Source organism: Kribbella kalugense, assembly GCF_004365875.1.
Lineage (GTDB): Bacteria > Actinomycetota > Actinomycetes > Propionibacteriales > Kribbellaceae > Kribbella > Kribbella kalugense.
Map to the genome: position 1 here is coordinate 1 of NZ_SODF01000002.1, position 25,297 is coordinate 25,297.

General features: G+C 68.4%; 27 protein-coding genes. 5 read left to right on the forward strand and 22 right to left on the reverse strand.

The features are described 5' to 3' along the window. Positions 1 to 357: 357 nt before the first annotated feature. The 7 genes from EV650_RS17485 to EV650_RS17515 all read right to left on the reverse strand — a co-directional run bounded on the left by EV650_RS17485 (position 358) and on the right by EV650_RS17515 (position 6,192). On the reverse strand, positions 358 to 549 hold the full coding sequence (locus tag EV650_RS17485; protein ID WP_134120129.1) for a hypothetical protein: 192 nt from the start codon (positions 547 to 549) through the stop codon (positions 358 to 360). Between the two features lie 34 nt (positions 550 to 583). After that, positions 584 to 1,648, reverse strand: a complete 1,065-nt coding sequence (locus EV650_RS17490; protein WP_202874739.1) for a cytochrome P450 family protein — start codon at positions 1,646 to 1,648, stop codon at positions 584 to 586. Continuing rightward, entirely contained in the window at positions 1,645 to 2,301 is a 657-nt protein-coding gene (gene bioD / locus EV650_RS17495; RefSeq protein ID WP_238174290.1) for a dethiobiotin synthase, read from the reverse strand. Before bioD ends, EV650_RS17490 begins: the two co-directional genes overlap by 4 nt. Further along, positions 2,298 to 3,419, reverse strand: a complete 1,122-nt coding sequence (locus EV650_RS17500; protein WP_134120131.1) for an 8-amino-7-oxononanoate synthase — start codon at positions 3,417 to 3,419, stop codon at positions 2,298 to 2,300. Before EV650_RS17500 ends, bioD begins: the two co-directional genes overlap by 4 nt. Continuing rightward, positions 3,419 to 4,690 carry an adenosylmethionine--8-amino-7-oxononanoate transaminase gene (bioA, locus tag EV650_RS17505; RefSeq protein WP_439648813.1) on the reverse strand — a complete coding sequence of 424 codons (1,272 nt, stop codon included), beginning with the start codon at positions 4,688 to 4,690 and terminating at the stop codon, positions 3,419 to 3,421. Before bioA ends, EV650_RS17500 begins: the two co-directional genes overlap by 1 nt. Before the next feature lie 132 nt (positions 4,691 to 4,822). Then, the gene (locus EV650_RS17510) at positions 4,823 to 5,779 is read right to left on the reverse strand and encodes a zeta toxin family protein (RefSeq protein ID WP_134120133.1); all 957 of its coding nucleotides are present in this window, start codon (positions 5,777 to 5,779) and stop codon (positions 4,823 to 4,825) included. A gap of 2 nt (positions 5,780 to 5,781) precedes the next feature. Beyond that, on the reverse strand, positions 5,782 to 6,192 hold the full coding sequence (locus EV650_RS17515) for a hypothetical protein (protein WP_166678209.1): 411 nt from the start codon (positions 6,190 to 6,192) through the stop codon (positions 5,782 to 5,784). Positions 6,193 to 6,306: 114 nt separating this feature from the next. Here EV650_RS17515 and EV650_RS17520 point away from each other — a divergent pair, with 114 nt between their 5' ends. Continuing rightward, the gene (locus tag EV650_RS17520) at positions 6,307 to 6,501 is read left to right on the forward strand and encodes a hypothetical protein (protein ID WP_134120135.1); all 195 of its coding nucleotides are present in this window, start codon (positions 6,307 to 6,309) and stop codon (positions 6,499 to 6,501) included. A 106-nt stretch (positions 6,502 to 6,607) separates the two neighbouring features. Continuing rightward, the gene (locus tag EV650_RS17525; protein ID WP_134120136.1) at positions 6,608 to 6,796 is read left to right on the forward strand and encodes a hypothetical protein; all 189 of its coding nucleotides are present in this window, start codon (positions 6,608 to 6,610) and stop codon (positions 6,794 to 6,796) included. Positions 6,797 to 6,869: 73 nt separating this feature from the next. Here EV650_RS17525 and EV650_RS17530 read toward each other — a convergent pair whose 3' ends face one another. From EV650_RS17530 to EV650_RS17550, 5 genes are all read right to left on the reverse strand, one after another. After that, positions 6,870 to 7,958 carry a tRNA (adenosine(37)-N6)-dimethylallyltransferase gene (locus EV650_RS17530; protein WP_134120137.1) on the reverse strand — a complete coding sequence of 363 codons (1,089 nt, stop codon included), beginning with the start codon at positions 7,956 to 7,958 and terminating at the stop codon, positions 6,870 to 6,872. Positions 7,959 to 7,977: 19 nt separating this feature from the next. Then, on the reverse strand, positions 7,978 to 8,166 hold the full coding sequence (bsaP, locus tag EV650_RS17535) for a biotin synthase auxiliary protein BsaP (RefSeq protein ID WP_134120138.1): 189 nt from the start codon (positions 8,164 to 8,166) through the stop codon (positions 7,978 to 7,980). Then, on the reverse strand, positions 8,163 to 9,158 hold the full coding sequence (gene bioB, locus EV650_RS17540; protein ID WP_134120139.1) for a biotin synthase BioB: 996 nt from the start codon (positions 9,156 to 9,158) through the stop codon (positions 8,163 to 8,165). Before bioB ends, bsaP begins: the two co-directional genes overlap by 4 nt. A 576-nt stretch (positions 9,159 to 9,734) precedes the next feature. Further along, positions 9,735 to 11,435: a GMC oxidoreductase gene (locus EV650_RS17545; RefSeq protein WP_134120140.1), complete on the reverse strand. Its 1,701-nt coding sequence runs from the start codon at positions 11,433 to 11,435 to the stop codon at positions 9,735 to 9,737. Further along, positions 11,432 to 13,024 carry a succinic semialdehyde dehydrogenase gene (locus EV650_RS17550; protein ID WP_134120141.1) on the reverse strand — a complete coding sequence of 531 codons (1,593 nt, stop codon included), beginning with the start codon at positions 13,022 to 13,024 and terminating at the stop codon, positions 11,432 to 11,434. The genes EV650_RS17545 and EV650_RS17550 overlap by 4 nt, the downstream gene beginning before the upstream one ends. A gap of 92 nt (positions 13,025 to 13,116) precedes the next feature. On the opposite strand from EV650_RS17550, the gene EV650_RS17555 reads away from it, so the two are divergent. Beyond that, entirely contained in the window at positions 13,117 to 14,568 is a 1,452-nt protein-coding gene (locus EV650_RS17555; protein ID WP_134120142.1) for a hypothetical protein, read from the forward strand. A 59-nt stretch (positions 14,569 to 14,627) separates the two neighbouring features. Beyond that, positions 14,628 to 15,536 carry a TIGR03086 family metal-binding protein gene (locus EV650_RS17560; protein WP_134120143.1) on the forward strand — a complete coding sequence of 303 codons (909 nt, stop codon included), beginning with the start codon at positions 14,628 to 14,630 and terminating at the stop codon, positions 15,534 to 15,536. On the opposite strand, the gene EV650_RS17565 is transcribed toward EV650_RS17560, so the two are convergent. Together EV650_RS17565 and EV650_RS17570 are read right to left on the reverse strand one after the other, a co-directional pair. Next, positions 15,533 to 15,937 carry a hypothetical protein gene (locus EV650_RS17565; RefSeq protein WP_134120144.1) on the reverse strand — a complete coding sequence of 135 codons (405 nt, stop codon included), beginning with the start codon at positions 15,935 to 15,937 and terminating at the stop codon, positions 15,533 to 15,535. The genes EV650_RS17560 and EV650_RS17565 overlap by 4 nt on opposite strands. A 19-nt stretch (positions 15,938 to 15,956) precedes the next feature. Beyond that, a complete protein-coding gene (locus tag EV650_RS17570) occupies positions 15,957 to 16,586 on the reverse strand; it encodes a TetR/AcrR family transcriptional regulator (protein WP_134120145.1) in 630 nt (209 codons plus the stop codon). A gap of 76 nt (positions 16,587 to 16,662) precedes the next feature. Here EV650_RS17570 and EV650_RS17575 point away from each other — a divergent pair, with 76 nt between their 5' ends. Next, on the forward strand, positions 16,663 to 16,968 hold the full coding sequence (locus EV650_RS17575; RefSeq protein ID WP_134120146.1) for a putative quinol monooxygenase: 306 nt from the start codon (positions 16,663 to 16,665) through the stop codon (positions 16,966 to 16,968). A gap of 3 nt (positions 16,969 to 16,971) precedes the next feature. Here the strand turns inward: EV650_RS17575 and EV650_RS17580 are convergent, their stop codons facing one another. The 8 genes from EV650_RS17580 to groES all read right to left on the reverse strand — a co-directional run bounded on the left by EV650_RS17580 (position 16,972) and on the right by groES (position 25,166). Further along, positions 16,972 to 17,694, reverse strand: coding sequence for an acyl-CoA thioester hydrolase/BAAT C-terminal domain-containing protein (locus EV650_RS17580; RefSeq protein ID WP_134120147.1), 723 nt, complete (start codon positions 17,692 to 17,694; stop codon positions 16,972 to 16,974). Next, entirely contained in the window at positions 17,691 to 18,797 is a 1,107-nt protein-coding gene (locus tag EV650_RS17585; RefSeq protein WP_134120148.1) for a GuaB3 family IMP dehydrogenase-related protein, read from the reverse strand. The genes EV650_RS17580 and EV650_RS17585 overlap by 4 nt, the downstream gene beginning before the upstream one ends. Before the next feature lie 29 nt (positions 18,798 to 18,826). Next, positions 18,827 to 20,338, reverse strand: a complete 1,512-nt coding sequence (guaB, locus tag EV650_RS17590) for an IMP dehydrogenase (protein WP_134120149.1) — start codon at positions 20,336 to 20,338, stop codon at positions 18,827 to 18,829. A gap of 128 nt (positions 20,339 to 20,466) precedes the next feature. After that, entirely contained in the window at positions 20,467 to 21,840 is a 1,374-nt protein-coding gene (locus tag EV650_RS17595; protein ID WP_134120150.1) for a hypothetical protein, read from the reverse strand. Next, a complete protein-coding gene (gene shbA, locus EV650_RS17600) occupies positions 21,833 to 22,456 on the reverse strand; it encodes an RNA polymerase sigma factor ShbA (RefSeq protein WP_134120151.1) in 624 nt (207 codons plus the stop codon). The genes EV650_RS17595 and shbA overlap by 8 nt, the downstream gene beginning before the upstream one ends. 111 nt (positions 22,457 to 22,567) lie before the next feature. Then, positions 22,568 to 23,041, reverse strand: coding sequence for a GNAT family N-acetyltransferase (locus tag EV650_RS17605; RefSeq protein WP_238174291.1), 474 nt, complete (start codon positions 23,039 to 23,041; stop codon positions 22,568 to 22,570). 80 nt (positions 23,042 to 23,121) lie between these two features. Continuing rightward, complete coding sequence (gene groL, locus EV650_RS17610; RefSeq protein ID WP_134120152.1) at positions 23,122 to 24,741, reverse strand: chaperonin GroEL; 1,620 nt, start codon at positions 24,739 to 24,741, stop codon at positions 23,122 to 23,124. A 128-nt stretch (positions 24,742 to 24,869) separates the two neighbouring features. Beyond that, complete coding sequence (gene groES, locus EV650_RS17615) at positions 24,870 to 25,166, reverse strand: co-chaperone GroES (RefSeq protein WP_130384566.1); 297 nt, start codon at positions 25,164 to 25,166, stop codon at positions 24,870 to 24,872. Positions 25,167 to 25,297 lie beyond the last annotated feature (131 nt).

Below are 25,297 nucleotides of genomic sequence, written 5' to 3' on the forward strand. Positions count from 1 at the left end.
GTGTGTGTCAAGTGTCGAAGATCCCGCAGGGACGCCGAAGGCGCACTTGACTCACACCGCCACGACTAGCACCCTCACGCAGCCCGGAGACGCAACCACACCCCATCCGAAGGCCCCACCGAACCTCAGCACCCCCGAAGGCCCCACCGCCGCACGCCCGGCCCGAAAGCCCACCGCGGTACGCCGCACCGAACGCCGCCGCCGCACGCCCGGCCCGAAGGCCCCACCGCCGCACGCCCGGCCCGAAGGCCCCACCGCCGCACGCCCGGCCCGAAGGCCTACGCCGTACCCCGGCCCGAAGGCCACCGCCATGCCCCCGATCCGAAGGCCCCACCGCCGTACGCCGGTCCGGAGGGCTCAGCGCCGTACGCCGGGGCTTGGTGCGATCGAGACCGGGTCATTAGTCGTGTCGAGGCCCGGGAACCGGCGGCGCATGGCGGCTTCGTAGCGGGTGGCTGCGGGTGGGTCGCCGATGTACTCGGCGATCTGATGTGGGCCGAACCACAGCCGGACCCGCCGGCGCGGCGGAAAGCTCCCTGGCGCATGCACAGGTGGACGCTAGCGACGGCAGTTGTCGCCCCTGTTACTCCTCGTTACGAATCGAAGTCACCAGCAGACGCTTCGGCGCCCGGAACGAAAGCAGATCGATCATCGGCGGCCGCTCGACGAGTCGTACGCCGCCCAACAGATCGCCCGCGGCTTCGAGAGCAACTCGAGCCTCCATCCGAGCCAACCCGGCACCCAAGCACCGATGCACCCCGATCCCGAAGGCCAGATCCGCCGATCCCCCATGCCCAGACAACCCGAGGAGCACAGGCGCACCCGCCGGCAACTCCACCTCACCAACGACCGCAGGCCGAGCGGCAACACGCCGCCAAGTAGGCACCGACGACGCCTCGCGGAGCACCTCTTCGACGAGCTCAGCAGACTCAACCCGCTGGCCGAGGGACCGATGAAACAAGGTGGAGATGAGCTGAGTGGTGGTTTCCTGACCAGCGATCAGAAGGAAGTACCCGACCGCGCAGACCTCTTCATCGGTCAGCCCCAGCTCGACCAGTACCCCGAACAGGTCGTCAGCCGGCGCCTCGCGAGCAGCCGCCGTCCGCGACCGCAGCCAGCCGTAGAACTCGGCCGCGCTATAAGCCAACTCCAACTGCCGGTCCTCCCCAGGCCACCCCCAGAACAGCTCCAACGAGTCCAGACTCCACGCCTTCAACGCAGGTACGTCGACCTCCCTCAACCCGAGCAGATCGAGTACCACGAAAGCCGGCGGCTCAGCAGCCACCGCCTGAACCAAATCAACCTGCTGCCCAACTGCAAGAGCTGCAGCGGCCGACCCGACCCGCGCACTCACCAGCTCCCGCGCCAACACCTCAGCCGCAGCCACCCGAGCCGGACTAAAGAACCGCGCCACAGCAGCGCGAATCGGCCGATGCGACTCCCCCGCGTTGTTGGCCAACGTCGGCGGCAGCGCGAACCCGACCCCCGACAACACCCGCAACGCCTTCACCGACAGCGGAGTATGCGCGAGTACGGCGTTATCCGGCCGGAAAGTCTCCGGGTCCAGCAGCACCTCTCGCGCCAGAGCCGGATCATCAACGACCCAGTAGCCCAGCTCCTCGTCGTACCGGGCCGGACATCCGCTCACTCAAACCATCCCGGCACCGCCGCCGTGAACTCCGCCCGACCCCACTCCCCAACCCCGGCCGGGATCCGCCCGATCACCGGGACTCCAGTCGTCGCCGGGAGGTCCTCCAGGTTGCATCGCTCGGCCAGGTCGGGCGAAACCGGCCAGGCGCCGATCACCAGGCCCTCGACCGGCAGCCCGCGCGCCCGGAGCGCCTCCACGGTCAGCCCGGTGTGGTTCAACGTGCCGAGCCCGGCGCGAGTCACCACCACGAACCGGAACGGCGTGGTCAGGTGCTCAGCGAGATCCGCGAGATTGTTGCCGTCAGCATCGAGCCCGACCAGCAGTCCGCCGGCGCCTTCGACCAGCACTGTGTCGTAGGTCCGCGCGAACTCGTCGATCGACTTCGCGTACTCCTCAACCGACGGAAGGTCGATCCCGGCTCGCCGTGCCGCGGTAGTAGGCGCGAGCGGTTCAGGCAGCCGAACGCCTTCGTGGAGCGCGGTCAGCCCGGTGAGCCGCTCGACCTCGGCAAGATCGCCCGGCTCGTCAGGTCCCACGCCGGTCTGCGCGGGTTTGACCACGACTACGGATTCGCCCGCCCGCACAGCGAGAGCGGCAGTGGTGATCGTCTTGCCGATATCGGTGTCGGTGCCGGTGACAAGAATGATCACGAGACCTGGCCGATCGCGTCGACGATCACCGCGCACGCGCGATCGAGGTCCGCCGCGGACAACCCGGCGTTCGCGGTGAGCCGCAACCGAGAGATGCCATCGGGGACGGACGGCGGACGGAAGCTTCCGACCCGTACGCCGTTGTCCAGGCACAACTCGGCCGCCCGGACGGTCTCTCGCGGACCAGGCATCGGAACCGACACAACCGCACCGGATGACGGCGGTACCCCACAAGCAGCCGCAAGCCGGGCCGCCGCCGCGTGGACGGCTGCCGGGCGATCAGGCTCGGCCTGCAGAACCCGCAAGGCGGCGAGGGCGGCAGCGCACGCGGCCGGGTTGAGGCCGGTGTCGTAGATGAACGGCCGCGCTCGGTTGATGAGGTGATCACGCAACAATCGCGGCCCGAGCACGGCCCCGCCCTGCGATGCCATCGACTTGGACATCGTCATCGTGACGACGACATGGTCCAGACCTGCCAGCCCCGACGCATGAACCGAACCATGACCGCCACCGGTCACGCCAAGGCCGTGGGCCTCATCCACGAGGAGCAGAGCGTCGTTGTCGAGGGCAACGGCAGCTAGATCGACCAACGGCGCTTTGTCGCTGAGCACGCTGAACACCGACTCGGTCATCACCACCGCATGCGGTTCGTTGCGCTCAGCAAGTACCTTCTCGACGGCCTCGAGATCGTTGTGCGGGACAACCTCCACCCGCGACCGGGACAGGCGGCAAGCGTCCACCAGCGAGGCATGAATGTGCTCGTCGGAAACCAGCAGCGTCCCGGGTCCGCCGAGGGCGGTGACGACACCGAGGTTGGCCAGGTAGCCCGACGAGAACACCAGCGCGGATTCCTGCCCCGCATAGGCGGCCAGCTCGGATTCGAGTTCTTCGTGCAACGCCGTCGTACCCGTAACCAGGCGGGACGCTGTCGATCCGGTGCCCCACCTTTGAATAGCCTCGGCGGCCGCGGCGATGACTCGCGAGTCTGTGGACAGGCCGAGGTAATCGTTGCCAGCAAGGTCGATCAGGTCGTCGTCCGCGGCCCGCGCATGCAGCCGCCGGGTGAGACCACGTGCTTCCAATGCAGCCGCCTTCGGCGCGAGCCAGTCCTCCAGCATCAGCCGGCCTCCTCGACCGCACCCGTGATCGCCGCCGCGATCGTGGCGATGTCCTCGTCGGTGCACACGTACGGCGGCATGGTGTAAACGAGATCGCGGAACGGCCGCACCCACACCCCACGCCGCAACGCCGCCTCCGTCAGCCGCGGCAGATCCACCGGCCCACCGAGCTGTACGACGCCAACCGCGCCGAGCACCCGTACGTCCTTCACCGCCGGCAACATTCGGGCAGCATCCAGACCCGACGAGAGCCCTGCAGAAATCGCGGCTACCCGAGCAGACCAGTCCTGAGACAGCAGCAGGTCGATCGAGGCGAGCGCGACCGAACAGGCAAGTGGATTGGCCATGAACGTCGGGCCGTGCATCAACGCACCGCCCGGCCCATCAGAGACCGTCTGCGCGACTTCCGTCGTACACAGCATCGCCGCCAGCGACAGGTAGCCGCCGGTCAACGCCTTGCCGACACACAGGATGTCCGGATCGACGCCCGCGTGTTCGGAGGCGAAGAGCGTGCCGGTGCGCCCGAAGCCGGTGGCGATCTCGTCCAGGATCAGCAGGAACCCGTGGCGATCGGCGAGCTCACGCAGTACCCGCAGGCAGGCGGGACTGTACGGATACATGCCGCCGGCGCCCTGCAGCACCGGCTCGACGATGATCCCCGCGATCTCCCCGGCATGCTGGTCGGCGAGCGCCCCAACAGCATCACTCCAAGCCTGCAGCTCCGGATCGTCAGCCGGCCGGTCGAACCCGGCCGGCGGCTGGGGCCCGAACACCTGTTCCTGCAGCGCGCCGGTGAACAGCGAATGCATCCCGTTCACCGGGTCGCAGACGCTCATCGGCGCGAAGGTGTCCCCGTGGTACCCGCCCCGGACGGTCAGCATCCGGGTCCGGCCGTTGTTGCCTCGGGCAACCTGGTACTGCAGCGAGAGCTTGATCGCGACCTCGACCGAGACTGACCCCGAGTCGCAGAAGAAGACATGTTGCAGCGGTGCAGGCGTGATCTCCACCAGCCGCTCGGCCAGCCGGATCGCCGGTTCGTGGGTCAGCCCACCGAACATCACGTGACTGAAGTCGTCGACCTGGCTCTTCACCGCCGCGTCCAGCACCGGGTTCCGGTAGCCGTGGATCATGCACCACCACGACGCCATCGCGTCGATTGCCTCGACGGTCCCACCGGCGCCGTCGTCCAGCCGCAGCCGTACGCCGGACGCGCCCCGAACCATCCGCACCGGCGACGGCTCGGTCAGCGACGAGTACGGATGCCAGAGCAACTCCGCGTCCCGCTGTAGCCGCGCATCAACCGACTGTGACACCGTCCCCTGCCTTCATCCCGAGGATTCACCACGGTAATCGCTGGCCGCCGGTACCGACGGCCCGGGTGGTCAGGATGTGGGCGACGTCTCCTACTGCTGCTGCCCAGCCGTTGCGATATGCAACGTCACGGCGTCGGGATGCAACCGCGACCGCGCCATCGCGGTCACCATCTTTCCGCCCTCCACCGACTCGTCCCGAATCCACTGCACCGGCGCCGCCAGCCCGATCCGGGCGGTCTGGGAGGCGGTCTCCAGGAAGTTCCGCGACTCCACGACCGTCCAGGGACGGTCGCGCTCGTAGGTGATCGCCTCGGCGGTCCGCACCGGTCCCTGCCACTGGCCGTCGGCCGTGCGCTGATTGCCGTACAGCAGTTGCCCGTCCGGACGCAGTACGGCGACCCGGTCGGCCCACTCGCCCGCATCGATCAGCTCGGCGGCCCGCAGTACACCTGCACAGCCGGCGTCGTGGACACCCGGCGGCACCAGCCGGGCGAAACCGTAGGCCTCCAGTCCGCGCAGGTGCCGCTCGAGGACACCGAGGCGACTGAGGACCTCGGTCACCGCGAGGATCGCAACCTCGACCTGGAAGCCGGCCGCCTGGAAGCGCCGTCCCGAGTCGGCGAAGGCGTCGACGTCGAGGAACTCGGTCTCGACGATCGCGTCGTACCGCTGCTCGATCACGTAAGCCTCGGCCATCGCGTACCAGCGCTGGCCATCGGCTTCGACGCCCTGGTCGGGCGTTGGCGCTACGTCCGCGATCGGCCGGTAGAAGCGTGGATGGTACGGCTCGTAGGCGGCCGGGTTGAGGACGACGGGACAGCTCCGGCGGCGCAGGATCGCGGCAACGAGAGCGGTCATCGTGGCCTTGCCGTCGCCGGGCTGACCACCGACGAACACCACGACCGGCTGCTCCTGCCGGGTCCCGGCGAGCTGGTCGGGCACGATCAGCTCGCGGAAGATCCGAGCGCTCTCCCCCGCGTCCAGCAACTCCCGATCCAGCAACTCCCGGTCAGCGGCTTCCGCCCCGGTCCCCCACGGACTCGTCACGACTACTCCAGCGTCCCGTCGTCTTCTTCCTCGTCTTCGTCGAGGTCGTCGGCTTCATCATCAGTGTCGTCATCAGCGTCTTCGTCGTCGTCTTCGTCATCGATGATGAGGAGGTCGTCGGCTTCTTTGCGGATCCGCTTGACCGCGCGGGTGTCCAGCGGGGTGAGCTCCTGCCCGCGCGCCGCCCAGGCCTGCTGTTCGGCCCGTCGGCTCTCGGCGACATCGGGTTCGGCAGCGGCTTCGTCGGTCGTGATCGGCCGGGCGTAGAAGCCGATCGCCTGCCGCACGCCCTCCTGCGCGATCTCGTACGCCATTGCCTCAGGTGACGACCAGCTCGCCGTACCGAGGCCGGTCAGCACGTTGACGGCCATGACGTTAACCACGCCGAAACGATAGCCGACGAGCCAGGTCAATTGCTCGCGCGACCACCTCGGTGTGAACGCAGAGTGAACCCTGGTCGTGGTTAATCTTCCGATGCTTCGAAGCAGTGGGGAACCGGCCGGCGGCATCCGACGTCTGCTGGAGACATGACCGATCACGAGCCGCACAGCTCGCGTCGAGAGGAGCATCAGATGGCGTTCGGCGCCAAGGACAACAAGAGCACCGCCAAGGATCAGGGCAAGACCGAGAAGGGCGGGAAGGGCGGGAAGGGAACGACCCCGCGCGATCTGCCGATCCTGACCCCGGCCCGCCCGCCCAAGCGAGAGGGACAGGGCCGCTAGCCTGCCCCGCCATCCACCGGCAGGCGACCGGTCCGCGCTTCGGACCGCCTGCTGGAACCGACCGATCATCTGCCGCGGCTCGCGGCTTCGACAGAAGGAACCGGATATGCCGTTCAGCAAAAAGGGCAAAGACCAGAACCACGACACCAATCAGCGGGAGAGCAACCGGAACCGGCACGAGCAGGGCGCGTCCCGGAAGCAGGCCGACCAGGGCCGGTCCACCAACATCAACACTGAACGCGGCCGCAAGGCAGCTGCCGCGAAGAAGGCCGAAGGGAAGAAGAAAGGCAAGTAACTGCCGCTCGGGCACCGTGGACGGCAGCAGCGGCCGGGGCGGCCGCGGTGTGGTTTGCCCCGGCGCGCTGTTGCTAGCGGCGGCGGGAGCCGCGTTGGGGGTTGGGCCGGCCGGACTGGCCGGCGCGGCCCGGGCGACCGCCGGTGCGCTTGCCGCCGGAGTTGGCGGGCTTGCCTGCCGGGGCGCGGTCGGCCGGGGCGGCTTCGAGGGCGGACCTGACCACGTTGAAGGCATCGTTGGCGTTGCGGGCTGGGCGGACGCCGGTGAGTTTGGGGATGGCCGAGCGTTGGCGGCGGGTGTGGGTCTGGATGCGCTCGACGACGCGGGTTCGGACCTCGTCGAGGTCGGGGCCGGCCAGGTTCTCGACCGACTTGCCGCGGTCGATGGCGACGTCGAACCACTCGGTGTAGCCGTGGGTGTGGACGACCTGGTTCGGGGACTTCTGGCCGAGGCGGCGGTACTGCGTGAGTACGTCGTACCGCTCGTCGAGGCCGAGGACCTCGTCGCGGAGGCCGAGGTCGACCTGGTGGTCGTACGTCGCGGCGACGCGCTGGTCGATCTCGGTGGGCGAACGGTCGACCGAGAACACGACCTGCCGGGTGGCCGGCGCGACCGCCCGTTCCGGATCGTTGCCCATGGCACGCGCCAGTGCGTTGACGACCGCGTCGTAGTTGTTCTCGTGGATCTTCGCGGCGGCCTTCGGGTCGAGCCGGCTGAGCACCGCGTATGCGTCCTCAGCCATGCTCCGCGGGAAGTCACGGCGTACGGCGTTCCTCGCCTCGGCGACCGCGTCGACCTCCCAGCCCTCCAGCAGCGAGCGGACGTAGACACTCGTCCCGCCGACGATCACGGGGACTCCCCCGGACGCCCAGCACGCCTCCATGTGCTGCCGTGCCTCGGCGACGAACGTCTCCAGCTCCAGCTTCCGCACCGGCTCGGTGACGTCGATCATCGTGTGCGGGATCCCGCGCATCTCTTCCGGCGTCGTCTTGCTGGTGCCGATGTCCATGTACCGGTACACCTGCCGCGAGTCCGCCGAGACGACCATCGGCGGCAGGCCGAGCTCGTCCCGGATCCGCAGGCAGAGGTCGACCGACACCGCGGTCTTGCCGGCTGAGGTCGGCCCGTAGAGGGCGACAAGCAGGCGCGGTACGTCGGTCATGCGTCAACCCTAGCCGGGCTCAACCCGAGACCAGTTCACCGTGGACCGAGCAGCGGGCCGACCAGCCCAGCGGATGAACCTGGACGACCATCCTGCGCCGGCACTCGGCGCAGTACCGCGGAGGCTCCAGTTCGAGCGCCCGGCGGCAGTCCTCGTGACCGCCGTCGGTCAGCTCGCGACCGCAACGCCCGCAGTAGACCTCGGTCACAACGTCTTCTGCAGCTCTTTGACCGGCATCTTCAGCTCGGCCAGCAGGTCAAGGTCGGCAGTCGCCGGGCGGCCCAGGGTGGTCAGGTAGTTGCCGACGATGACCGCGTTGATCCCGCCGAGCAGGCCTTCCCGCGTACCCAGGTCGCCAAGGGTCAGCTCGCGGCCACCGGCGTACCGCAGGACGGTGCGCGGCATCGCCAGCCGGAACGCGGCGATGGTCCGCAGGGCGTCCTTGCCGTCCATGACCTCGAGGTCGCCGAACGGCGTTCCCGGCCGCGGGTTCAGGAAGTTCAGCGGGACCTCGTGTGGCTCGAGCTCGGCCAGCTGTGCGGCGAGCTCGGCGCGCTGCTCGAGCGACTCGCCCATCCCGACCAGACCGCCGCAGCACAGCTCCATACCGGACTCGCGCACCATCACGCAGGTCTCCCAACGCTCCTCGAAGGAGTGCGTGGTGACGACGTCGCCGAAGTACGAGCGGGCCGACTCGAGGTTGTGGTTGTACCGGTGCACGCCCCACGACTTGAGCTCGTCGACCTGCTCCTGGGTGAGCATGCCGAGCGAGCAGGCGATGTTGATCTCGACCTCGGCGTTGATCGCCTCGATGCCGGCCTTCACCTGGCTCATCAGCCGCTGGTCCGGCCCGCGGACCGCGGCGACGATGCAGAACTCGGTCGCGCCGGTCTTCGCGGTCTCCTTGGCGGCCTCGACCAGCTCGGGGATGTTCAGCCAGACCGACCGGACCGGCGAGGTGAACTGGCCGGACTGGGAGCAGAAGTGACAGTCCTCCGGGCAGCCGCCGGTCTTGAGCGAGATGATCCCCTCGACCTCGACCTCCTCGCCGCACCACTTCACCCGGACGTCGTGTGCGAGTGCGAGCAATTCCGGCAACTGGTCGTCCGGCGTGCGAAGTACCTCTGCCAATTGTTCCTGGCTCAGCCCGGTGCCCTGCTCCAGAACCTGCTCACGTGCCACGTCCAGGATTGCGCTCATGGTTCTCCTGCCTCATCAGAACGGTCGGCTCACAGTAGGACAGGTAGGTACGGCGGCACTGCGGTGGGCGTCACGTGGAACAGATCGAGCCGTGGTGCCTCACGACCACTCTCCGCACTCCCCGGGAAAGTTTCTGGACTTTTCTGGAGAACCTCGTAACCCCCCGTAGATGGGCTCGTTGATGTGTACGAAGGCGGTTACCGCAAGGAAGACCGCCACCTGATTACCAGGAGCTACAAATGCTGATCATTACGATCAGCACGCAGAGTGGTCACAAGGACACTGGCCCCCGGAAATCGGATGTAAGGTAGTCACCAAGAGCTCGGGTCGCCAGCTATGGCTGGTGACCCGATCCCAAGCGCCGGGCGCCTCACCCCGGCTTGAGTGGGTCCCTCGGGAAACGATTTGGGCGGAAACGTTCCCGAGGGACCTGCTCCCTTTTCCAGACCTTTTCACTAAGCCTCAGCAAACTTACTGCTGAGGCTTATTCATTTCCCCAGCCACTTCATTTCCCCGGCCGCGCATTCTTCCGGCGCGCTTTCGGGATGCTTTCGGGATGCGGAGATCGCGAATGCGTTACGACTCCGTCACAGACTGTTTCGGGAAGATCGGAAGCCGAAGAGCGCCAGGTGCATCGGCGGGTACGACGGGATGTGCGGGCTTCACCGGTTGCACCCGCTGGTACGCCGATCCGACCGCCGGCCGCGGGTCGTCCCCGCCCTTGTTCGGCCAGAACGACAGCGCCCGCTCGGCCTGAGCTGTGATCGTCAGCGACGGGTTGACGCCCAGGTTGGCCGAGATCGTCGACCCGTCGACGATGTGCAGGCCGTCGTACCCGTAGACGCGGTGGTACGGATCCACGACGCCCGACGACGGCGAGTCGCCGATCGCGCAGCCGCCGATGAAGTGCGCGGTCATCGGCACGTTGAACGGCTCCCCGATCGTGCCGCCCGGGGTCCCGTTCATCAGCTTCGCCATCCGCCGGACCACCTGGTTCGCGACCGGGATCCAGGACGGGTTCGGCGCGCCGTGCCCCTGCTTCGAGGTGAGCTTCCACCGGCCGAGCCGGTCCCGCTTGCCGAACGTGGTGATCGAGTTGTCCGCGGTCTGCATCACCAGCGCGATCACGGTCCGCTCGGACCAGTGCTTCAGGTCGTACAGCCGGCGGATGTTCTTCCGTTGTACGCCGAGCTCGCGCAACCAGGTCCGCCAGCGCGGCTTGTCCCCGTCGCCGTCGGTCAGCACGGTCTGCAGCAGCGACATCACGTTGCTGCCCTTGCCGTACCGGACCGGCTCGATGTGGGTGATGTCGTCGGGATGGAACGACGACGTGATCGCGACCCCGCGGCTGTAGTCGACATCCCGATCGCGAGAGATCGCGCCGAGCAACGACTCCGAGTTGGTCCGGGTCAGCACCCCGAGCCGGTCGGACAGTCGCGGCAGCTTGCCCTCGTCCCGGAGCCGGTGCAGGAGTTTCGCCGTACCCAATGCCGAGGCCGCGAAGATCACCTGCTGCGCGGTGAATCGACGGGTCAGCTTGCGGTTGGACGTACGCACGGTGTCCACGGCGTACCCACCGTCGGCCAGCGGCTCGACGGAGGTCACCGTGGTCAGCGAGTAGACCTCTGCGCCGGACTTCTCGGCCAGGTAGAGGTAGTTCTTCGTCAGCGTGTTCTTCGCGTTGTGACGGCAGCCGGTCATGCACTCGCCGCAGTCGATACACCCGGTACGACGCGGTCCGGCGCCACCGAAGTACGGGTCGTCGACCTCCACGCCCGGCTTGCCGAAGAAGACCCCGACCGGCGTCGGATGGAACGTGTCCCCCACGCCCATGTCGTCGGCGACCTGCTTCATCACCTTGTCGGCCGGCGTGAAGCCCGGGTACGTCGTGACGCCGAGCATCCGCTTCGCCTGGTCGTAGTACGGCGCCAGCTCGGACTTCCAGTCGGTGATGTGCGCCCACTGCTGGTCGGTGTAGAACGCGGGCAGCGGTTCGTAGAGCGTGTTCGCGTAGACCAGGCTGCCGCCGCCGACTCCGGCGCCGGACAGGATGATCACGTCGCGCAGCGCACTGATCCGCTGGATGCCGTACATCCCGAGCTTCGGCGCGAACAGAAACCGCTTGGTGTCCCACGAGTTCTTCGCGAACGTCGAGTCCTCGAATCGCACGCCGGCTTCGAGTACGGCGACCCGGTAGCCCTTCTCGGTCAGCCGCAACGCGCTGACGGACCCGCCGAAGCCGGATCCGACGATGACGACGTCGTAATCGAAACTCACGGCCGGCCGATCTTCTTCAGCACGCGCAGTGCGCCCGTCATCAACTCGGCGAACTTCTCGTCGGACAGGCCGTGCGATGCCGCGATCGGGATCAGCCTCTGGGTGGCGATCGCCTGCGGTTCGACGTACCGGCGGATGCCTTCGACGCCTTGCCGGCGGCCGAGGCCGGACGACCGCATGCCGCCCATCGGGGTGTCGATCGATCCGAAGGTCGCGCCGTACCCCTCGTTGACGTTGACCGTGCCGGCCATCAGCTGGGCGGCGACCGCGCGGCCGCGGCGACCGTCGCGGGACCAGACGCTCGCGTTCAGGCCGTACTCGCCTTCGTTCGCGCGCTGGATCGCCTCCGACTCGTCGGAGAACCGGTAGATCGAGACGACCGGCCCGAAGGTCTCGTTGTCGAAGCACTCCATCGCGGGCGTGACGCCGGACAATACGGTCGGCTCGTAGAACAGTGGACCGATGTCCGGTCGCGGCTTCCCACCTGCGAGCACGGTCGCGCCCTGCGAGCGGGCGTCCTCGACGTGCCGGGTGACCGTCTCCAGTTGTGCCTTCGAGATCAGCGAGCCCATGTCGACGTCCCAGCCGGTGCCCGCCGACAGCCGGATCTTCTTCACCCGGTCCACGAACGCGGTCACGAAGGCGTCGTACACCTGGTCGGCGACGTACAGCCGCTCCATCGAGACGCAGAGCTGGCCGGCGTTCGCGAAGCACGCGCGGATGGCACCCTCGGCGGCACGGTTGATGTCGGCGTCGCGCAGTACCAGCATCGGGTTCTTGCCGCCGAGCTCGAGGCTGCAGCCGATCAGCCGCTCACCGCACTGTTTCGCAACCAGCCGACCGGTCCTGGTCGAGCCGGTGAAGCAGATGTAGTCGGCGTTCTGGATCAGCGCGCCGCCGACGGTCGGGCCGTCACCGTTCACCGCGAGCCATGCGTCCCGCGGAAGACCGGCCTCGTACAGCAGCTCGATCGCGCGGAGTGCGGTCAGCGGGGTCTGGCTGTCCGGTTTGTGTACGACGGTGTTGCCGGCCAGGATCGCGGGCAGGCCGTCGGAGATCGCCATCGTCAGCGGGTAGTTCCACGGCGAGATGATGCCGACGACACCCTTCGGCACGAACCGCTCCTCGGCCCGGGTGAGCACCGGGAAGATGCCGAGCTTGCGCTGCGGCTCGAGCAGTTCCTGAGCCTTGCGACCGTAGTACCGCGCGGTCAGGGCAACATGCGCGAGCTCCTCGAAGGCCTGCTTCCGCGCCTTGCCGGACTCGCGGATGATCAGGTCGACCAGCTCGTGCCGGTGGTCGAGGACCAGGTCGTGGTACCGCAACAGGATCGCGGCGCGCTCGGCGAGCGGCACCCGACGCCAGGTCTGCTGCGTCTTCCGCGCGACCCGAACCGCCCTGATCACGTCGTCCTCGCTGGACACCGGCAGGTCCGCGATCGGCTGCCCGGTCGCCGGCGCGTACGACGTCCTGGTGCCGGCCGTCGCCCGCAGCAGCCCCGACAACCGGCGGATGACCGTCTGATCGGTCGCGTACGACGCGGTCGGATCCAGCTCAGGATCCGCAGGAATCGACGTCTGCTCACTCATCTCCCTAGGCTACCTGCCGGTAATCGACAGTGTCAGTATCAGATCGCCATTAAGCTGAGCCGCTGGAACCGGTGAAGGGGTGGAACGTCAAGATGGTGGACAGCGGGGGGCTTTGGACGCCTCCTGAGGACGAGCTCGGCGAGGCGCTGCAGACAGCCCAGGTGCTGATCGAGGAGGGCCGGGCCGACGAGGCCGGGCCGTACCAGCAGCGGGTCATCGAGCTGGCCAGGGAGCGGGCCGAAGGGCACCCGAACCACTACGAGGCCAAGCACCTGATGGCCGCGACGCAGTACGAGCTGGCCGGCTCGCTGAACGCGTCGAACCGGCACGAGGAGGCGCTGGCCGCGCTGCACGAGGCCCAACTCGGCTACACCGAGCTCCAGGACGCCGGCGTACTCGACGCCACCTCCTTCCTGGCCGACGTCCGGGCCCGGCGCGCGATGACTCAGGCCCACCGCGGTCACGGCGCCACCGCCGTACTGGAGATGGACGGCGCGGTGATCGCGTACGGCCAGCTCGTCGGCGGCGAGGAAGGCCTGAAGCACCAGCCCGACTTCGCCCGGGTGCTCGCGATGAACGCGCTCATCCTCCGCCGGTACGGCGATCCCGCGCTGGCGGTCGCCTCCGCGGACGCGGCGACCCAGCTGTTCCTGCAGCTCGCCGACCAGATCAACGAGAGCCCCCAATCGCTGTCGTACGCGCGCTATCTATGTACGGCGACCGCCGTATCGGCCGACGTACACGCGGCCGAGGGGCGACTCGACCTCGCACTCGAGGCGGACGAGATCGGGCTGACGACGGCCGACACGCTGGCCGACTCGGACTCGGTCACCGACATGCGCACGCTGGTCGCGGCCCTGACCAGGAAGGGCAAGCACCTCGGCATCATCGGCCGGATGATGGAGAGCGAGTCCTGCCTGCGGACGGCGACCGACACGGACCCCGAGACCGCGGCCCGGGTGATCGAGGAGCTGGATCGCGGGCTACCGCTCACGCTGGTCTCGGCGCTGGAGAACGCGGAGATCAAGCTCGGGCCGTTCGAGCAGTACTACCGGTTGCTGGCGTTGAGCGAGCCCGCTCCGGGGATGACTCTTGCGACCGTGTCCGGCCGCACGGACCCGGAGTCGGCCGCCGTACGCGCGACCGAGCTGGCCGAGTTGGTCAAGCCGCTGCTGATGCAGGACGCGGACTCGGCGCTGACGCTCGGGCTCGAGGCGCACTACCTGTTCGCGATCTCGTCCGAGCGTGAGTCGCACCGGATGCGGTACGAGACCAGCACGTACGTACCAATCTGGGCGCAGCTCCTGCTCGATGTCTCCGAGGCGTACTACCAGGCCGGCCGGACCGAGATCGCACTCGACCTCGGCGGTTGGTGCGCAGAGGTCGCGACCGCGTTGATCCCGTTCACCGACGACAACGAGGTGATGAAGGACCTGGCCGGCGCCTGCTACCGCCACCACGGCAACCTGCTGGCCGCGACCGGCGACCTGGCCGCCTCACACCACGCCCACGAGGCCGCCCAGCAACTCCAGCTCGGTCGGTAACCCGGAGGTAATTGACCCGCCCTCTCCGCAGGTGGACGCTGACGCTGAGAGGGGGAGTCATGGATGTGGTGGAACTGCACAACCGCACGGTGAAGGCCTTCGCGGAGCTGGTCGCCGGGGTGCGAGCCGATCAGTGGTCGGCGCCGACGCCGTGCTCGGACTGGGATGTCCGGGCGCTGGTGAACCATGTCGTCGGCGAGGAGCGCTGGGCCGTGCCGCTGATGGCCGGCAAGACGATCGCCGAGGTCGGCGACACACTCGACGGTGACCTGCTCGGGGACGATCCGGTGGCGACAGCAACGTTCGCGGCCCGCGAGGCCGACGTGGCAGCGGCCGCCGCGATCGACAAGGTGCACCTGTCGTACGGCGACGAGGATCCGCACGAGTACCTGCGCCAGCTCGCCGCGGACCATCTGATCCACGGGTGGGACCTGGCGGTGGCGATTGGCGTACCGCCGCGGATGGACGCAGCGCTCGTCGACGAGGTCGGCACCTGGTTCGCGGACCGGGAACAGATCTATCGCTCGGCCGGGATGATCGGGGAGCACCTGCAAGGGTTCACCGATCCGGCCGAGGCGTTGCTCGCCGCGTCCGGGCGCGATCCGCGCTGGAGTCCGGCGCTGTCGGTGCTGGACCGCTTCGGTACGGCGATGGACCAGGGCGACCTGGACTTGGCGATGACGTTCGTTGCCGACGACGTGGTGTTCGAGTCGACGTCACCCGCACCGGACGGTCAGCGCTTCGAAGGCGCCGCCGCGGTCCGGGCCGAGTGGGCGAAGCTGTTCGCCGAGACCACCGAGCCGCACTTCGAGACCGAGGAGACCGTGGTGCTCGGCGACCGGGCGATGGTGCGGTGGCGGTACTCGTGGCGTGAGCCGTCGGGCGACCGCGGGCACGTCCGCGGCGTCGACGTACTGCGTCTGCGCGACGGCAAGATCGCGGAGTCGCTGGCCTACGTGAAGGGCTAGAGATCCTGGGCCTCGGCGCGGAGTGCGCCGACGAAGAGGCCGGCTTCGACTTCGGTCATGCCGGTCTCGGAGACGACCAGCGCCGTCGCCTGGTGAAGGTCGCCGGCGGCCTTGAGGGCGCGGGTCCGTTCGGCCAGGTTGGTGCCGGGCCGACGAACCAGCGGCGTACCCGTAGTGGGTGCCACGTAGCGGCCGAGCCGGATGTCGTCGACCAGCTCCCTCGACTGTTTCAGGTCAAGTCCGGTGCGGTCATGGATGAGTTTGACCGCGAACACGACCTTCTTGGTGGTGATCAGGAACCGCACCTGATCCACGTCGTCCGGGGACAGTCGCTCCCTCGCCGCGGCGAGGGCAACATTGTCCGTGTCCTGGCTGCTGCTCCGTCGGCTGAACAATCCCATGCCGCAATCCTTCCAGAACTCACCAAGCCGTGCGGCCCGTGATCAAACCCGGCTTGTCAGCGGACGGCCAAGCACGCAGGGCCGCGGCTCCGATGTGTTCGAGATCCTTCCGGGCCGCTCCGTCGCGGGCCTGGGCGGACATGCCTTGGATGACGGCTCCGTAGAACGACGCGAGGGCGCGGGCGTCGGTGCGGGCGGGGATTTCTCCTGCCTTTGCGGCGGCGGCGATCTTCTTCTCGAGCGCGCGGGCGCCGACGGCACGCAACTCGCGCAGCTGGGCGGCAACGTCCGCGGATTGCGGGGAGCAGTTGGTGGCCGCGGTGATCAGCAGGCAGCCCGGCGGGCGGTCGGGCCTCGTATATGCAGCGGCCGCTTCGCGCAGCAGGCGTTCGACGGCGTCGCGGCCGACCGGTTCCTCGTCCAGGGCCTGCTGGGTGAAGGCGCCGTACGTGCGGAGGTAGCGGTCGACGGCTTCGAAGAACAGGGTGCGCTTGTCGCCGAAGGCCGCGTAGAGGCTGGGCGCGCCGATGCCGAGCTGCTCGGTGAGCAGGGCGATCGACGTGGCGTCGTACCCGTGTTCCCAGAAGACCGCGATCGCGCGCTCGAGTGCCTCCTCGCGGTCGAACGAGCGGGGACGTCCGGTTCTCATTCCTCGATTCTATAGCGATCGATCTAGATGTGGGTTACGGTACAAACCTAGCGATCACTACAGAAATGAGAAAGCCATGCTGTCGGTTGGATTCCTGATCCGGGTCGAGGCCAAACCGGACCGGGTGGCGGAGGTCGAGGCGATGCTGAAGTCGGCGGTGGACCACGTCCGCGCGGAGGGGCAGGCGGTCGTCTGGTTCGGGCTGCGGCTCGGGCCGACGACGTTCGCGATCTTCGACGCGTTCGCCGACGAGGCGGGCAGGGATGCGCACTGGGAGGCCAACGGAGCAACGCTGACCGGCCCGGCGGCCGCGGAGCTGTTCGCCGAGTCGGCCGCCATCGAGCGTGTCGACGTGGTCGCCGCCATGCTCCCGGCTGAGTGACGGTCAGCAGGCTCGGAGTACGTCGCGCCAGGCGAAGGCGCCCAGTTCTCGGTCGGCCTGATCTGAACCGCCTCGGGCCATCCGTTGCCCGCCGGACTTCGGCTGCTCGCCGGGGAACAGCGGTCGATGACCTGCTGCCGCGACCGTCACGGTCCGCGTCGGAAGGTCGTCCCGGGTCTCCGCGATCTCCTCGGCGAAGTCCACCGACGGCCACACCTGGTCGTCGCCACCCGCGATCAGCAGCAGCTCGCCCGCGAACCGCTCGGCGGGGATGCGAGCCGCCTCAGCGTTGGCGCCGTACGTGCGCAGGCTCTGCCGGTACCACCCGGTGAAGCTCGGCGGGTCGTCGTCGGGCTGCCAGCTCGGGTCGAACGGCACGAACGGGAGCGGCTCGCCCTTCCAGGTCCAGGCGGACGTCTGCCGACCGCCGTGGTTCCACGGCCAGACGTACGCGCTCGGCGAGATCGCGATGACCGCGTCGATCCGCGGGTCGACGGTCCCGAGCAGGAGCGCGGCCTCGGCGCCGCGCGAGACGCCCATCACCACCAGGCGATCGTTGCACGCGGCGAGTTCGTCGAGCGGGAACGACTCCAGCGGGATCTCGCTGATCGTCTCGTCGAACCACTTCGGCGCGACTACGTCGTACCCTTCGGCCTCGAGGATCCGGACCCGGTCCAAGTCCGGCGTACCGCTGGATCCATGCAGGAGCAGTACGCCGGTTGTCACCCGACGACGACCTCGACCCGCTGGAATTCCTTGAGCTCGGTGTAGCCGGTGGTCGCCATCGCCCGCTTGAGCGCGCCGACCAGGTTCATCGTGCCGTCCGGGACCCAGGACGGGCCGAACAGGATCTGCTCCATCGTGCCGGTCACGCCGACCTCGACCCGCTCGCCGCGGGGCAGGTCCTGGTGCCACGCCTCGGCGCCCCAGTGGTACCCGCCGCCCGGGGCGTCACTTGCCCGAGCCAGCGGCGAACCGACCATCACAGCATCGGCGCCACAAGCGACCGCCTTGGCGACATCGCCAGACCGGCCAACCGAGCCGTCCGCGATCACGTGCACGTACCGGCCGCCGGACTCGTCCATGTAGTCCCGCCGCGCCGCCGCCACATCGGCAACCGCTGACGCCATCGGCACCGCGACGCCGAGCACCTTGCGGGTGGTGTGCGCCGCGCCCCCGCCGAAGCCGACGAGCACGCCGGCCGCCCCGGTCCGCATCAGGTGCAACGCGGCCTGGTGGGTCGCGCAGCCGCCGACGATCACCGGTACGTCGAGGTCGTAGATGAACTGCTTCAGGTTGAGCGGCTCCGCCTGGCCGGACACGTGCTCGGCCGACACCGTCGTACCGCGGATGACGAACAGGTCGACACCCGCGTCCACGACGTGCTTGGCGAACTGCTTGGTCCGCTGCGGCGACAGCGCGCCGGCCACGGTCACGCCGGACGCGCGGATCTCCTGCACCCGCTGGGAGAGCAGCTCGGGCTTGATCGGCGCCGAGTAGATCTCCTGCAGCCGGTGCGTGGCCTGCGTCTGATCGAGGCTGGTGATCTCCTCGAGCAGACTGGTCGGGTCCTCGTACCGGGTCCAGAGACCCTCGAGGTTGAGCACGCCGAGACCGCCGGCCTTGCCGATCGCGATCGCTGTGGCCGGCGACATCACCGAATCCATCGGCGCGGCCAGGATCGGCAGCTCGAACCGGTACGCGTCGATCTGCCAGGCAACCGAGACCTCCTCAGGATCCCGCGTCCGCCGCGACGGCACGATCGCAATGTCGTCGAACGCATACGCCTGCCGACCCCGCTTCGCGCGGCCGATCTCGATCTCGGTCATCTGGTGTTCCTAACGGGTTGCAGGCGGGGTCAGCGGCCCGAGTAGTTCGGGGCTTCGACCGTCATCTGGATGTCGTGGGGGTGGGACTCCTGGAGGCCGGCGGAGGTGATGCGGACGAAGCGGCCCTTGTCCTGGAGCTCGGGGACGGTGCGGGCGCCGGTGTACCACATCGACTGCCGCAGGCCGCCGATCAGCTGGTGCGCGACGGCCGACAGCGGGCCACGGTACGGGACCTGTCCCTCGACGCCCTCGGCGATCAGCTTCTCGTCGGAGCCGCCGTCGTGCTGGAAGTAGCGGTCCTTGGAGTACGACTTGCGCAGCCCACCGGACTGCATCGCGCCGAGCGAACCCATCCCGCGGTACGCCTTGAACTGCTTGCCGTTGATGAACACCAGGTCGCCCGGCGACTCTTCACAGCCGGCCAGCAGCGAGCCCAGCATGACCGTGTCCGCGCCGGCCACAAGTGCCTTCGCGATGTCACCGGAGTACTGCAGGCCGCCGTCGCCGATGACCGGAACCCCGGCCGGCTTGCACGCCAGCGAGGCCTCGTAGATCGCGGTGACCTGCGGTACGCCGACGCCGGACACGACTCGCGTCGTACAGATCGAGCCCGGGCCGACGCCGACCTTCACGCCGTCCGCACCGGCCTCGACCAGCGCCTGCGCGCCGACCCGGGTCGCGACGTTGCCGCCGACGACGTCCACGCCGCGGGTGGCCGGGTCGGACTTGAGCTTGCGGATGATCTCCAGCTGCGCCTGGGAGTGACCGTGAGCGGTGTCCACCACGAGCACGTCGACACCGGCCTCGACCAGGGACATCGCCCGCTTGTACGCCTCACCGAAGAAGCCGATCGCGGCACCGACCATCAGCCGGCCGCTGCCGTCCTTGGTGGACAGCGGGAACTTGTCCCGCTTGACGAAGTCCTTCAGCGTGATCAGGCCGGTCAGCTTGCCGGCCTCGTCGACCAGCGGCAGCTTCTCGACCTTGTGCTTGCTCAGCAGCGCCATCGCGTCGTCGGCCGAGATGCCCTGCCGGCCGGTGATCAGCGGCTGCCTGGTCATCACCTCGCGCACCGGGCGGGACATGTCGTTCTCGAACCGCATGTCGCGGTTCGTCACGATGCCGACCAGGACGCCGGCGTTGTCGACCACGGGGACACCGGAGATCCGGTACTGCGCGCACAGCGAGTCGGCCTCGCCGATGCTGGCATCCGGGCCGATGGTGATCGGCTGCGCGATCATGCCGGACTCGGAGCGCTTGACCAGGTCGACCTGCTGGGCCTGGTCCTCGATCGAGAGGTTGCGGTGCAGGACGCCGAGGCCGCCCTGACGGGCCATCGCGATCGCCATCCGGGCCTCGGTGACGGTGTCCATCGCGCTGGACAGCAGCGGGATGTTCACCCAGACGTTGCGGCTGACCTGGGACCGGGTGTTGGCCTCAGAGGGGATGACGTCTGACTCGTTGGGCTGCAGCAGTACGTCGTCGAAGGTGAGGCCGAGGGCGGCGAACTTGTCGGGAACTCCAGCGGGTGTGATGTCCATGGGTAAAACAAGCACCTTTGTACGGCGAGAACGGAACCCCATGGTATCCGCGCGGCCGCCAGGCCCCGAATCCGCCGTCCACAGCAGCGCCCGCCGCGGTTTCGCGGCGGGCGGGCTGGTGGTGCGGGTTACTTGATGGGCGTGTTGACGATGCCGAGGATCGTCAGGACGGCGGCGTCGGTGGTCGAGCCGTGCGTCCGGGCGATCGCGGCGTGCTTGCCCTCGGGGTACTGACCGCTGGAGTGCTTGCCCTTCGGGTAGGCCTTCTTGACCGAACCCGAGGTGACCTTCCCACTTGAGTGCTTGGCGGCCTTCTTGACTGCTTTCTTGGCTGTCGGCGGCTTGGCCGCCTGCGACTCGCCGAAGAACAGCTTGGCGCTCTCGACCGTCACCGGCTCGCCGGTCGGGGTCGGCAGCACCGGCAGGAGCTGGTTGATCAGGTCACTGACCGGGTTGTCCCCGTCACCCGGAACCTGAGTCTTCTGGTCATCGCCCGCAGTACTGCTGTCACCCGGAGTGGTCGTGTCGCCTGGCCCCGCGGTGTCGCCGGAACCCGTGCCGTCCGAACCCGTGCCGTCGGTCTGACCGGTCGGAGTCGTCGTCGGCGTGGACGTCGGGTCGCCGGTGGTGTCGCCCGTACCGGTCTCGACGTTCGGCGGCGTCGTCGTGGAGGTCCCGTCCGTCGGATCCGTCGTCGTGGTGCCGGTCGGGTCAGGCGTGTCCGGCGGCGGCGTAGGCGTCGGGGTGTCCGGCGGTGTGGTCGGCTGGACCGTCGTGTCCGTGCCGTCGCCGTTGGTGTCGGTCGGCGGGTCGGTCTTGTCGTCGGCCGGCTTGGTGGGGTCGACCACCGTCTTGCCCGGATCCTCCGTCTTCACCTGAACCGGGATCGTCGGCCTGTCGAGCTCCGCCAGTGCCTTGTCCTCCACCACCGGCTTGGCCAGTGGCGGCCGCAAGTCGTCCTTCGCCGCAGCCGGATCCTCAGTGGTGACACCGCCCTTGCCGTCGGCCTGGGCGGCGTGCTGGGCCTGGATCGTCTCCTTGTAGTTCTTGCCGACCTTGACGATCTTGGTCCGGTCCATGACCGGCAGGCCGTCCAGGTCCTCCTTCGGGAAGCTGGTCTGCGGACGGACCGCGTCGACCATCTTCTCGATGACCTTCTCGTACGGCGACAGCGGATCACCGTTCACCGCCGCGGCCACACCCGATACCGACAACGCGGCTACCGCAGCTACCCCGAGCGCCAGACCGCGGGTCGCCAGCTTGCGGGCGAACGGGTCGGTGATCGGGTTGAGCGCGGCGCAACGCGCCAGGAAGCTCTCCGGATCGTCGATGGTCTCTACCGGGAGCTCGTCCTCGACCTCCACTGCCAGCCGTAGATCGGCCAGCAGTTGGACTGCCGAGTCGTACTCGCCCGCCGCACGGGCGGACTCCCCACCGGCGGCGAGCAGATCGAGCAGCGCGTCATCAGCCTCGATCGCGTCCAAGTCGAAACGGTCAGCCATGATGCCCCTCCCCTGCTCTTCCTCGTTCCAGCTGTGCTTCATGCCCCACAAACCCCCTGAGCGTGTTCAACGCCCGATGCTGTGCGACCCTCACCGCCCCCGGTGTCATCCCCAGTGCCCGGCCGGTCTCCTCGGCTGACATCCCCGCTACCACCCGGAGCCGCAGGATCTCCCGCAGCTTCTCCGGCAGTTTGTCCAGCAACCCCATGATGTGCTGAACCTCCGAATGCCGGACCGCGTGCTCCTCCGGCGTCGGTGACTCGTCCGCGCCGTCCGGCAGGTCCGGCGTCGAAACGTCGGCCACCGCGAACGCACGCTGGGCATCGGCGACCTTGCGGGCCGCGATGCCGTAGACGAAAGCCTCGAAAGGCCTCCCCTCGTCCCGGTACCGGCCCAGCGCGCCGAATACCGCGACACAAACCTCTTGTGCGACGTCGTCGACCATGTCGGCGCCGCCGGGATAGGTCCACAAGCGGGACCGTACGTATCGGTGCGCCACAGCGCGCACCCTGGTGAGCAGGTCGTTGAGAGCTGTTCGGTCCCCGTCGCCGGCCAATGCGGCTAGATCCCTGAGCTCGACCCGGTCGTGGGTGTCAGGTACTCGTACCTCGGTCACCCCTCGCCCCCTCGTGTCAGACCGGCCAGCCTGCAAGATAGTACGGCGCTCAACTCTCCTTGCCTAGTGGCAATTCGTGATCCCTTCCGGCCGGTTGATCACGATCTGTCACTACTGGCCCGTAGTACTGACCGGTCCGGAAGGAGCCGCGAAGTGAATCAGCTCGGAGGCCTGGTCCCCACCCCATTCGATCGGGCTCCGGCCGGTTTCCAGCCAGCCCGCCCGGCGATACAGATGTACGGCGGCACCGCGGTTGTCGACCACGTCGAGTGAGAGCTTCCGCCCGAGTTCGGCGGCCGTCGTGACGCAGTGGTCGAGCAGCCGGCGGCCGATGCCCTGACGGGTCGCCTGGGGGTCCACGAAGAGCCGCTCCACCTCGACAGCGTCACCGGCGCTCGTCAGTACGACGTGGCCGACGACCTGCCCATCGCTCTCCGCGACCCAATAGCCCACGGCCTTCGCAGGCGTCAGCCACGACTCTGGGTCGGCCGGCCAGTTGATGGGATAGCCGGCCGTCTCGTACACAGCGCGGAGGAGGTGGACGGAGGTGTCCAGGTCAGTGTCGGCACGTTCTCTGATCAGCACAGGCCAATCAGAACAGAGCACCGCCCGGCAGCTGACTGCCGGGCGGTGCTCTGTGTGTGCTGTCGAACTACTGCCTGAGGTCAGTGACCGTGGCCGTGGCCGTGGCCGGCCGCCGCGGGCTCTTCTTCCTCGGGCTTGTCGACCACCAGCGTCTCGGTGGTCAGCAGCAGCGCGGCGATCGAGCCGGCGTTGGCCAGCGCGGACCGGGTCACCTTGACCGGGTCCAGCACGCCCTGGGCCAGCAGGTCGCCGTACTCGCCGGTGGCGGCGTTGAAGCCGCTACCGACCTCAAGCTCCGCAACCTTGGCGGTCACGACGTAGCCCTCGTAGCCGCCGTTCTCGGCGATCCAGCGCAGCGGCTCGACGATCGCCTTGCGGACGATCCGGACGCCGGCGAGCTCGTCGCCGTCCAGGTCCAGGCCCTTGTCGAGCACGGAGGCCGCGTGCACGAGAGCGGAGCCGCCACCGGCGACGATGCCCTCTTCGATCGCGGCCCGGGTCGCGGACACCGCGTCCTCGATCCGGTGCTTCTTCTCCTTCAGCTCGACCTCGGTGGCCGCGCCGACCTTGATCACGCAGACGCCGCCGGCCAGCTTGGCCAGCCGCTCCTGCAGCTTCTCGCGGTCCCAGTCGGAGTCGGTGCGCTCGATCTCGGACTTGATCTGGTTGACCCGGCCCTCGATGTCGTCGGCCTTGCCGGCGCCCTCGACGACGGTCGTGTTGTCCTTGGTGACCACGATGCGGCGCGCCGTACCGAGCACCTCCAGACCGACCTGGTCGAGCTTGAGGCCGACCTCCGGAGCCACCACCTGCGCGCCGGTGAGCGCGGCCAGGTCCTCCAGCATCGCCTTGCGGCGGTCACCGAAGCCCGGCGCCTTGACGGCGACCGAGGTGAAGTTGCCGCGGATCTTGTTCACGACGAGGGTGGACAGGGCCTCGGCCTCGACGTCCTCGGCGATGATCAGCAGCGTCTTGCCGGACTGCACGACCTTCTCCAGCAGCGGCAGCAGGTCCGCGATCGCGGAGATCTTGCCCTGGTGGATCAGGATGTACGGGTCCTCCAGCACCGCTTCGCCGGCCTCGGCGTCGGTGATGAAGTACGGCGAGATGAAGCCCTTGTCGAACTGCATGCCCTCGGTGAACTCGAGCTCGGTCCCGAAGGTGTTCGACTCCTCGACGGTGATCACACCGTCCTTGCCGACCTTGTCGAACGCGTCCGCGATCAGCGCGCCGATCTCGGCGTCGCGGGCGGAGATGGTGGCGACGTGGGCCATGTCGCCCTTGTCGTCGACCGGCCGCGCGGTCTCGACCAGCTTGGCCGACACGGCCTCGACGGCCGCCTCGATGCCGCGCTTGAGGCCCATCGGGTTGACGCCGGCGGCGACCGCCCGCAGGCCCTCGTGCACCAGCGCCTGCGCCAGCACCGTCGCGGTGGTGGTGCCGTCACCGGCGATGTCGTTGGTCTTGGTGGCGACCTCCTTGGCCAGCTGCGCACCAAGGTTCTCGAACGGGTCGTCCAGCTCGACCTCACGGGCGACGGTGACACCGTCGTTGGTGATGGTCGGGGCACCCCACTTCTTGTCCAGCACGACGTAGCGGCCCTTCGGCCCCAGCGTCACCTTCACCGTGTTCGCGAGCTTGTCGACGCCGCGCTCAAGCGCGCGCCGCGCGTTCTCGTCGAACTCGAGGATCTTCGGCATGAAAAATCCAGTCCCTCTCTGAAATCTCTAATCGTTGCAGGCACGAGCACATCGCTGATCCATACCGACTCCGCCCCGGCGCCAGAGTCGGCACCAGGGCGGTGTCAGTCAGGAACAGCGAGCGGTCGTCACTTGCTGACGACTGCGAGGATGTCGCGGGCGCCCAGGATCAGGTAGTCCTGGCCGTCGTACTTGACCTCGGTGCCGCCGTACTTGGAGTAGATGACCTTGTCGCCGACGGCGACGTCCAGCGGGACGCGGTTGCCGTTGTCGTCGATCCGGCCCGGGCCGACAGCGAGGATCTCGCCCTCCTGCGGCTTCTCCTTGGCGGTGTCCGGGATCACCAGGCCGGACTTCGTGGTCTGCTCGGCTTCGAGCGGCGCGACGAGGACCCGGTCCTCGAGCGGCTTGATCGTGACCGACACTTGCTGACCTCCACGGTCGATTTGCTTGTCTGCAGTTCATGGTGGTCGCGCTCCCCTGCCGTCGCGGGGGTCAGAGGCCGGACCGTTGGCACACTCACACAGAGAGTGCCAACACCGAATCTAGGCCGCGA

Coding starts and splice junctions, on each gene's coding strand:
- EV650_RS17500 (WP_134120131.1), bottom strand. CDS start 3,419: ATGCTGGAGGACTGGCTCGCGCCGAAGGCGGCTGCATTGGAAGCACGT.
- EV650_RS17520 (WP_134120135.1), top strand. CDS start 6,307: ATGACCGATCACGAGCCGCACAGCTCGCGTCGAGAGGAGCATCAGATG.
- EV650_RS17525 (WP_134120136.1), top strand. CDS start 6,608: ATGCCGTTCAGCAAAAAGGGCAAAGACCAGAACCACGACACCAATCAG.
- EV650_RS17530 (WP_134120137.1), bottom strand. CDS start 7,958: ATGACCGACGTACCGCGCCTGCTTGTCGCCCTCTACGGGCCGACCTCA.
- bioB (WP_134120139.1), bottom strand. CDS start 9,158: ATGAGCGCAATCCTGGACGTGGCACGTGAGCAGGTTCTGGAGCAGGGC.
- EV650_RS17550 (WP_134120141.1), bottom strand. CDS start 13,024: ATGAGTGAGCAGACGTCGATTCCTGCGGATCCTGAGCTGGATCCGACC.
- EV650_RS17555 (WP_134120142.1), top strand. CDS start 13,117: ATGGTGGACAGCGGGGGGCTTTGGACGCCTCCTGAGGACGAGCTCGGC.
- EV650_RS17560 (WP_134120143.1), top strand. CDS start 14,628: ATGGATGTGGTGGAACTGCACAACCGCACGGTGAAGGCCTTCGCGGAG.
- EV650_RS17565 (WP_134120144.1), bottom strand. CDS start 15,937: ATGGGATTGTTCAGCCGACGGAGCAGCAGCCAGGACACGGACAATGTT.
- EV650_RS17570 (WP_134120145.1), bottom strand. CDS start 16,586: ATGAGAACCGGACGTCCCCGCTCGTTCGACCGCGAGGAGGCACTCGAG.
- EV650_RS17575 (WP_134120146.1), top strand. CDS start 16,663: ATGCTGTCGGTTGGATTCCTGATCCGGGTCGAGGCCAAACCGGACCGG.
- EV650_RS17585 (WP_134120148.1), bottom strand. CDS start 18,797: ATGACCGAGATCGAGATCGGCCGCGCGAAGCGGGGTCGGCAGGCGTAT.
- guaB (WP_134120149.1), bottom strand. CDS start 20,338: ATGGACATCACACCCGCTGGAGTTCCCGACAAGTTCGCCGCCCTCGGC.
- EV650_RS17595 (WP_134120150.1), bottom strand. CDS start 21,840: ATGGCTGACCGTTTCGACTTGGACGCGATCGAGGCTGATGACGCGCTG.
- groL (WP_134120152.1), bottom strand. CDS start 24,741: ATGCCGAAGATCCTCGAGTTCGACGAGAACGCGCGGCGCGCGCTTGAG.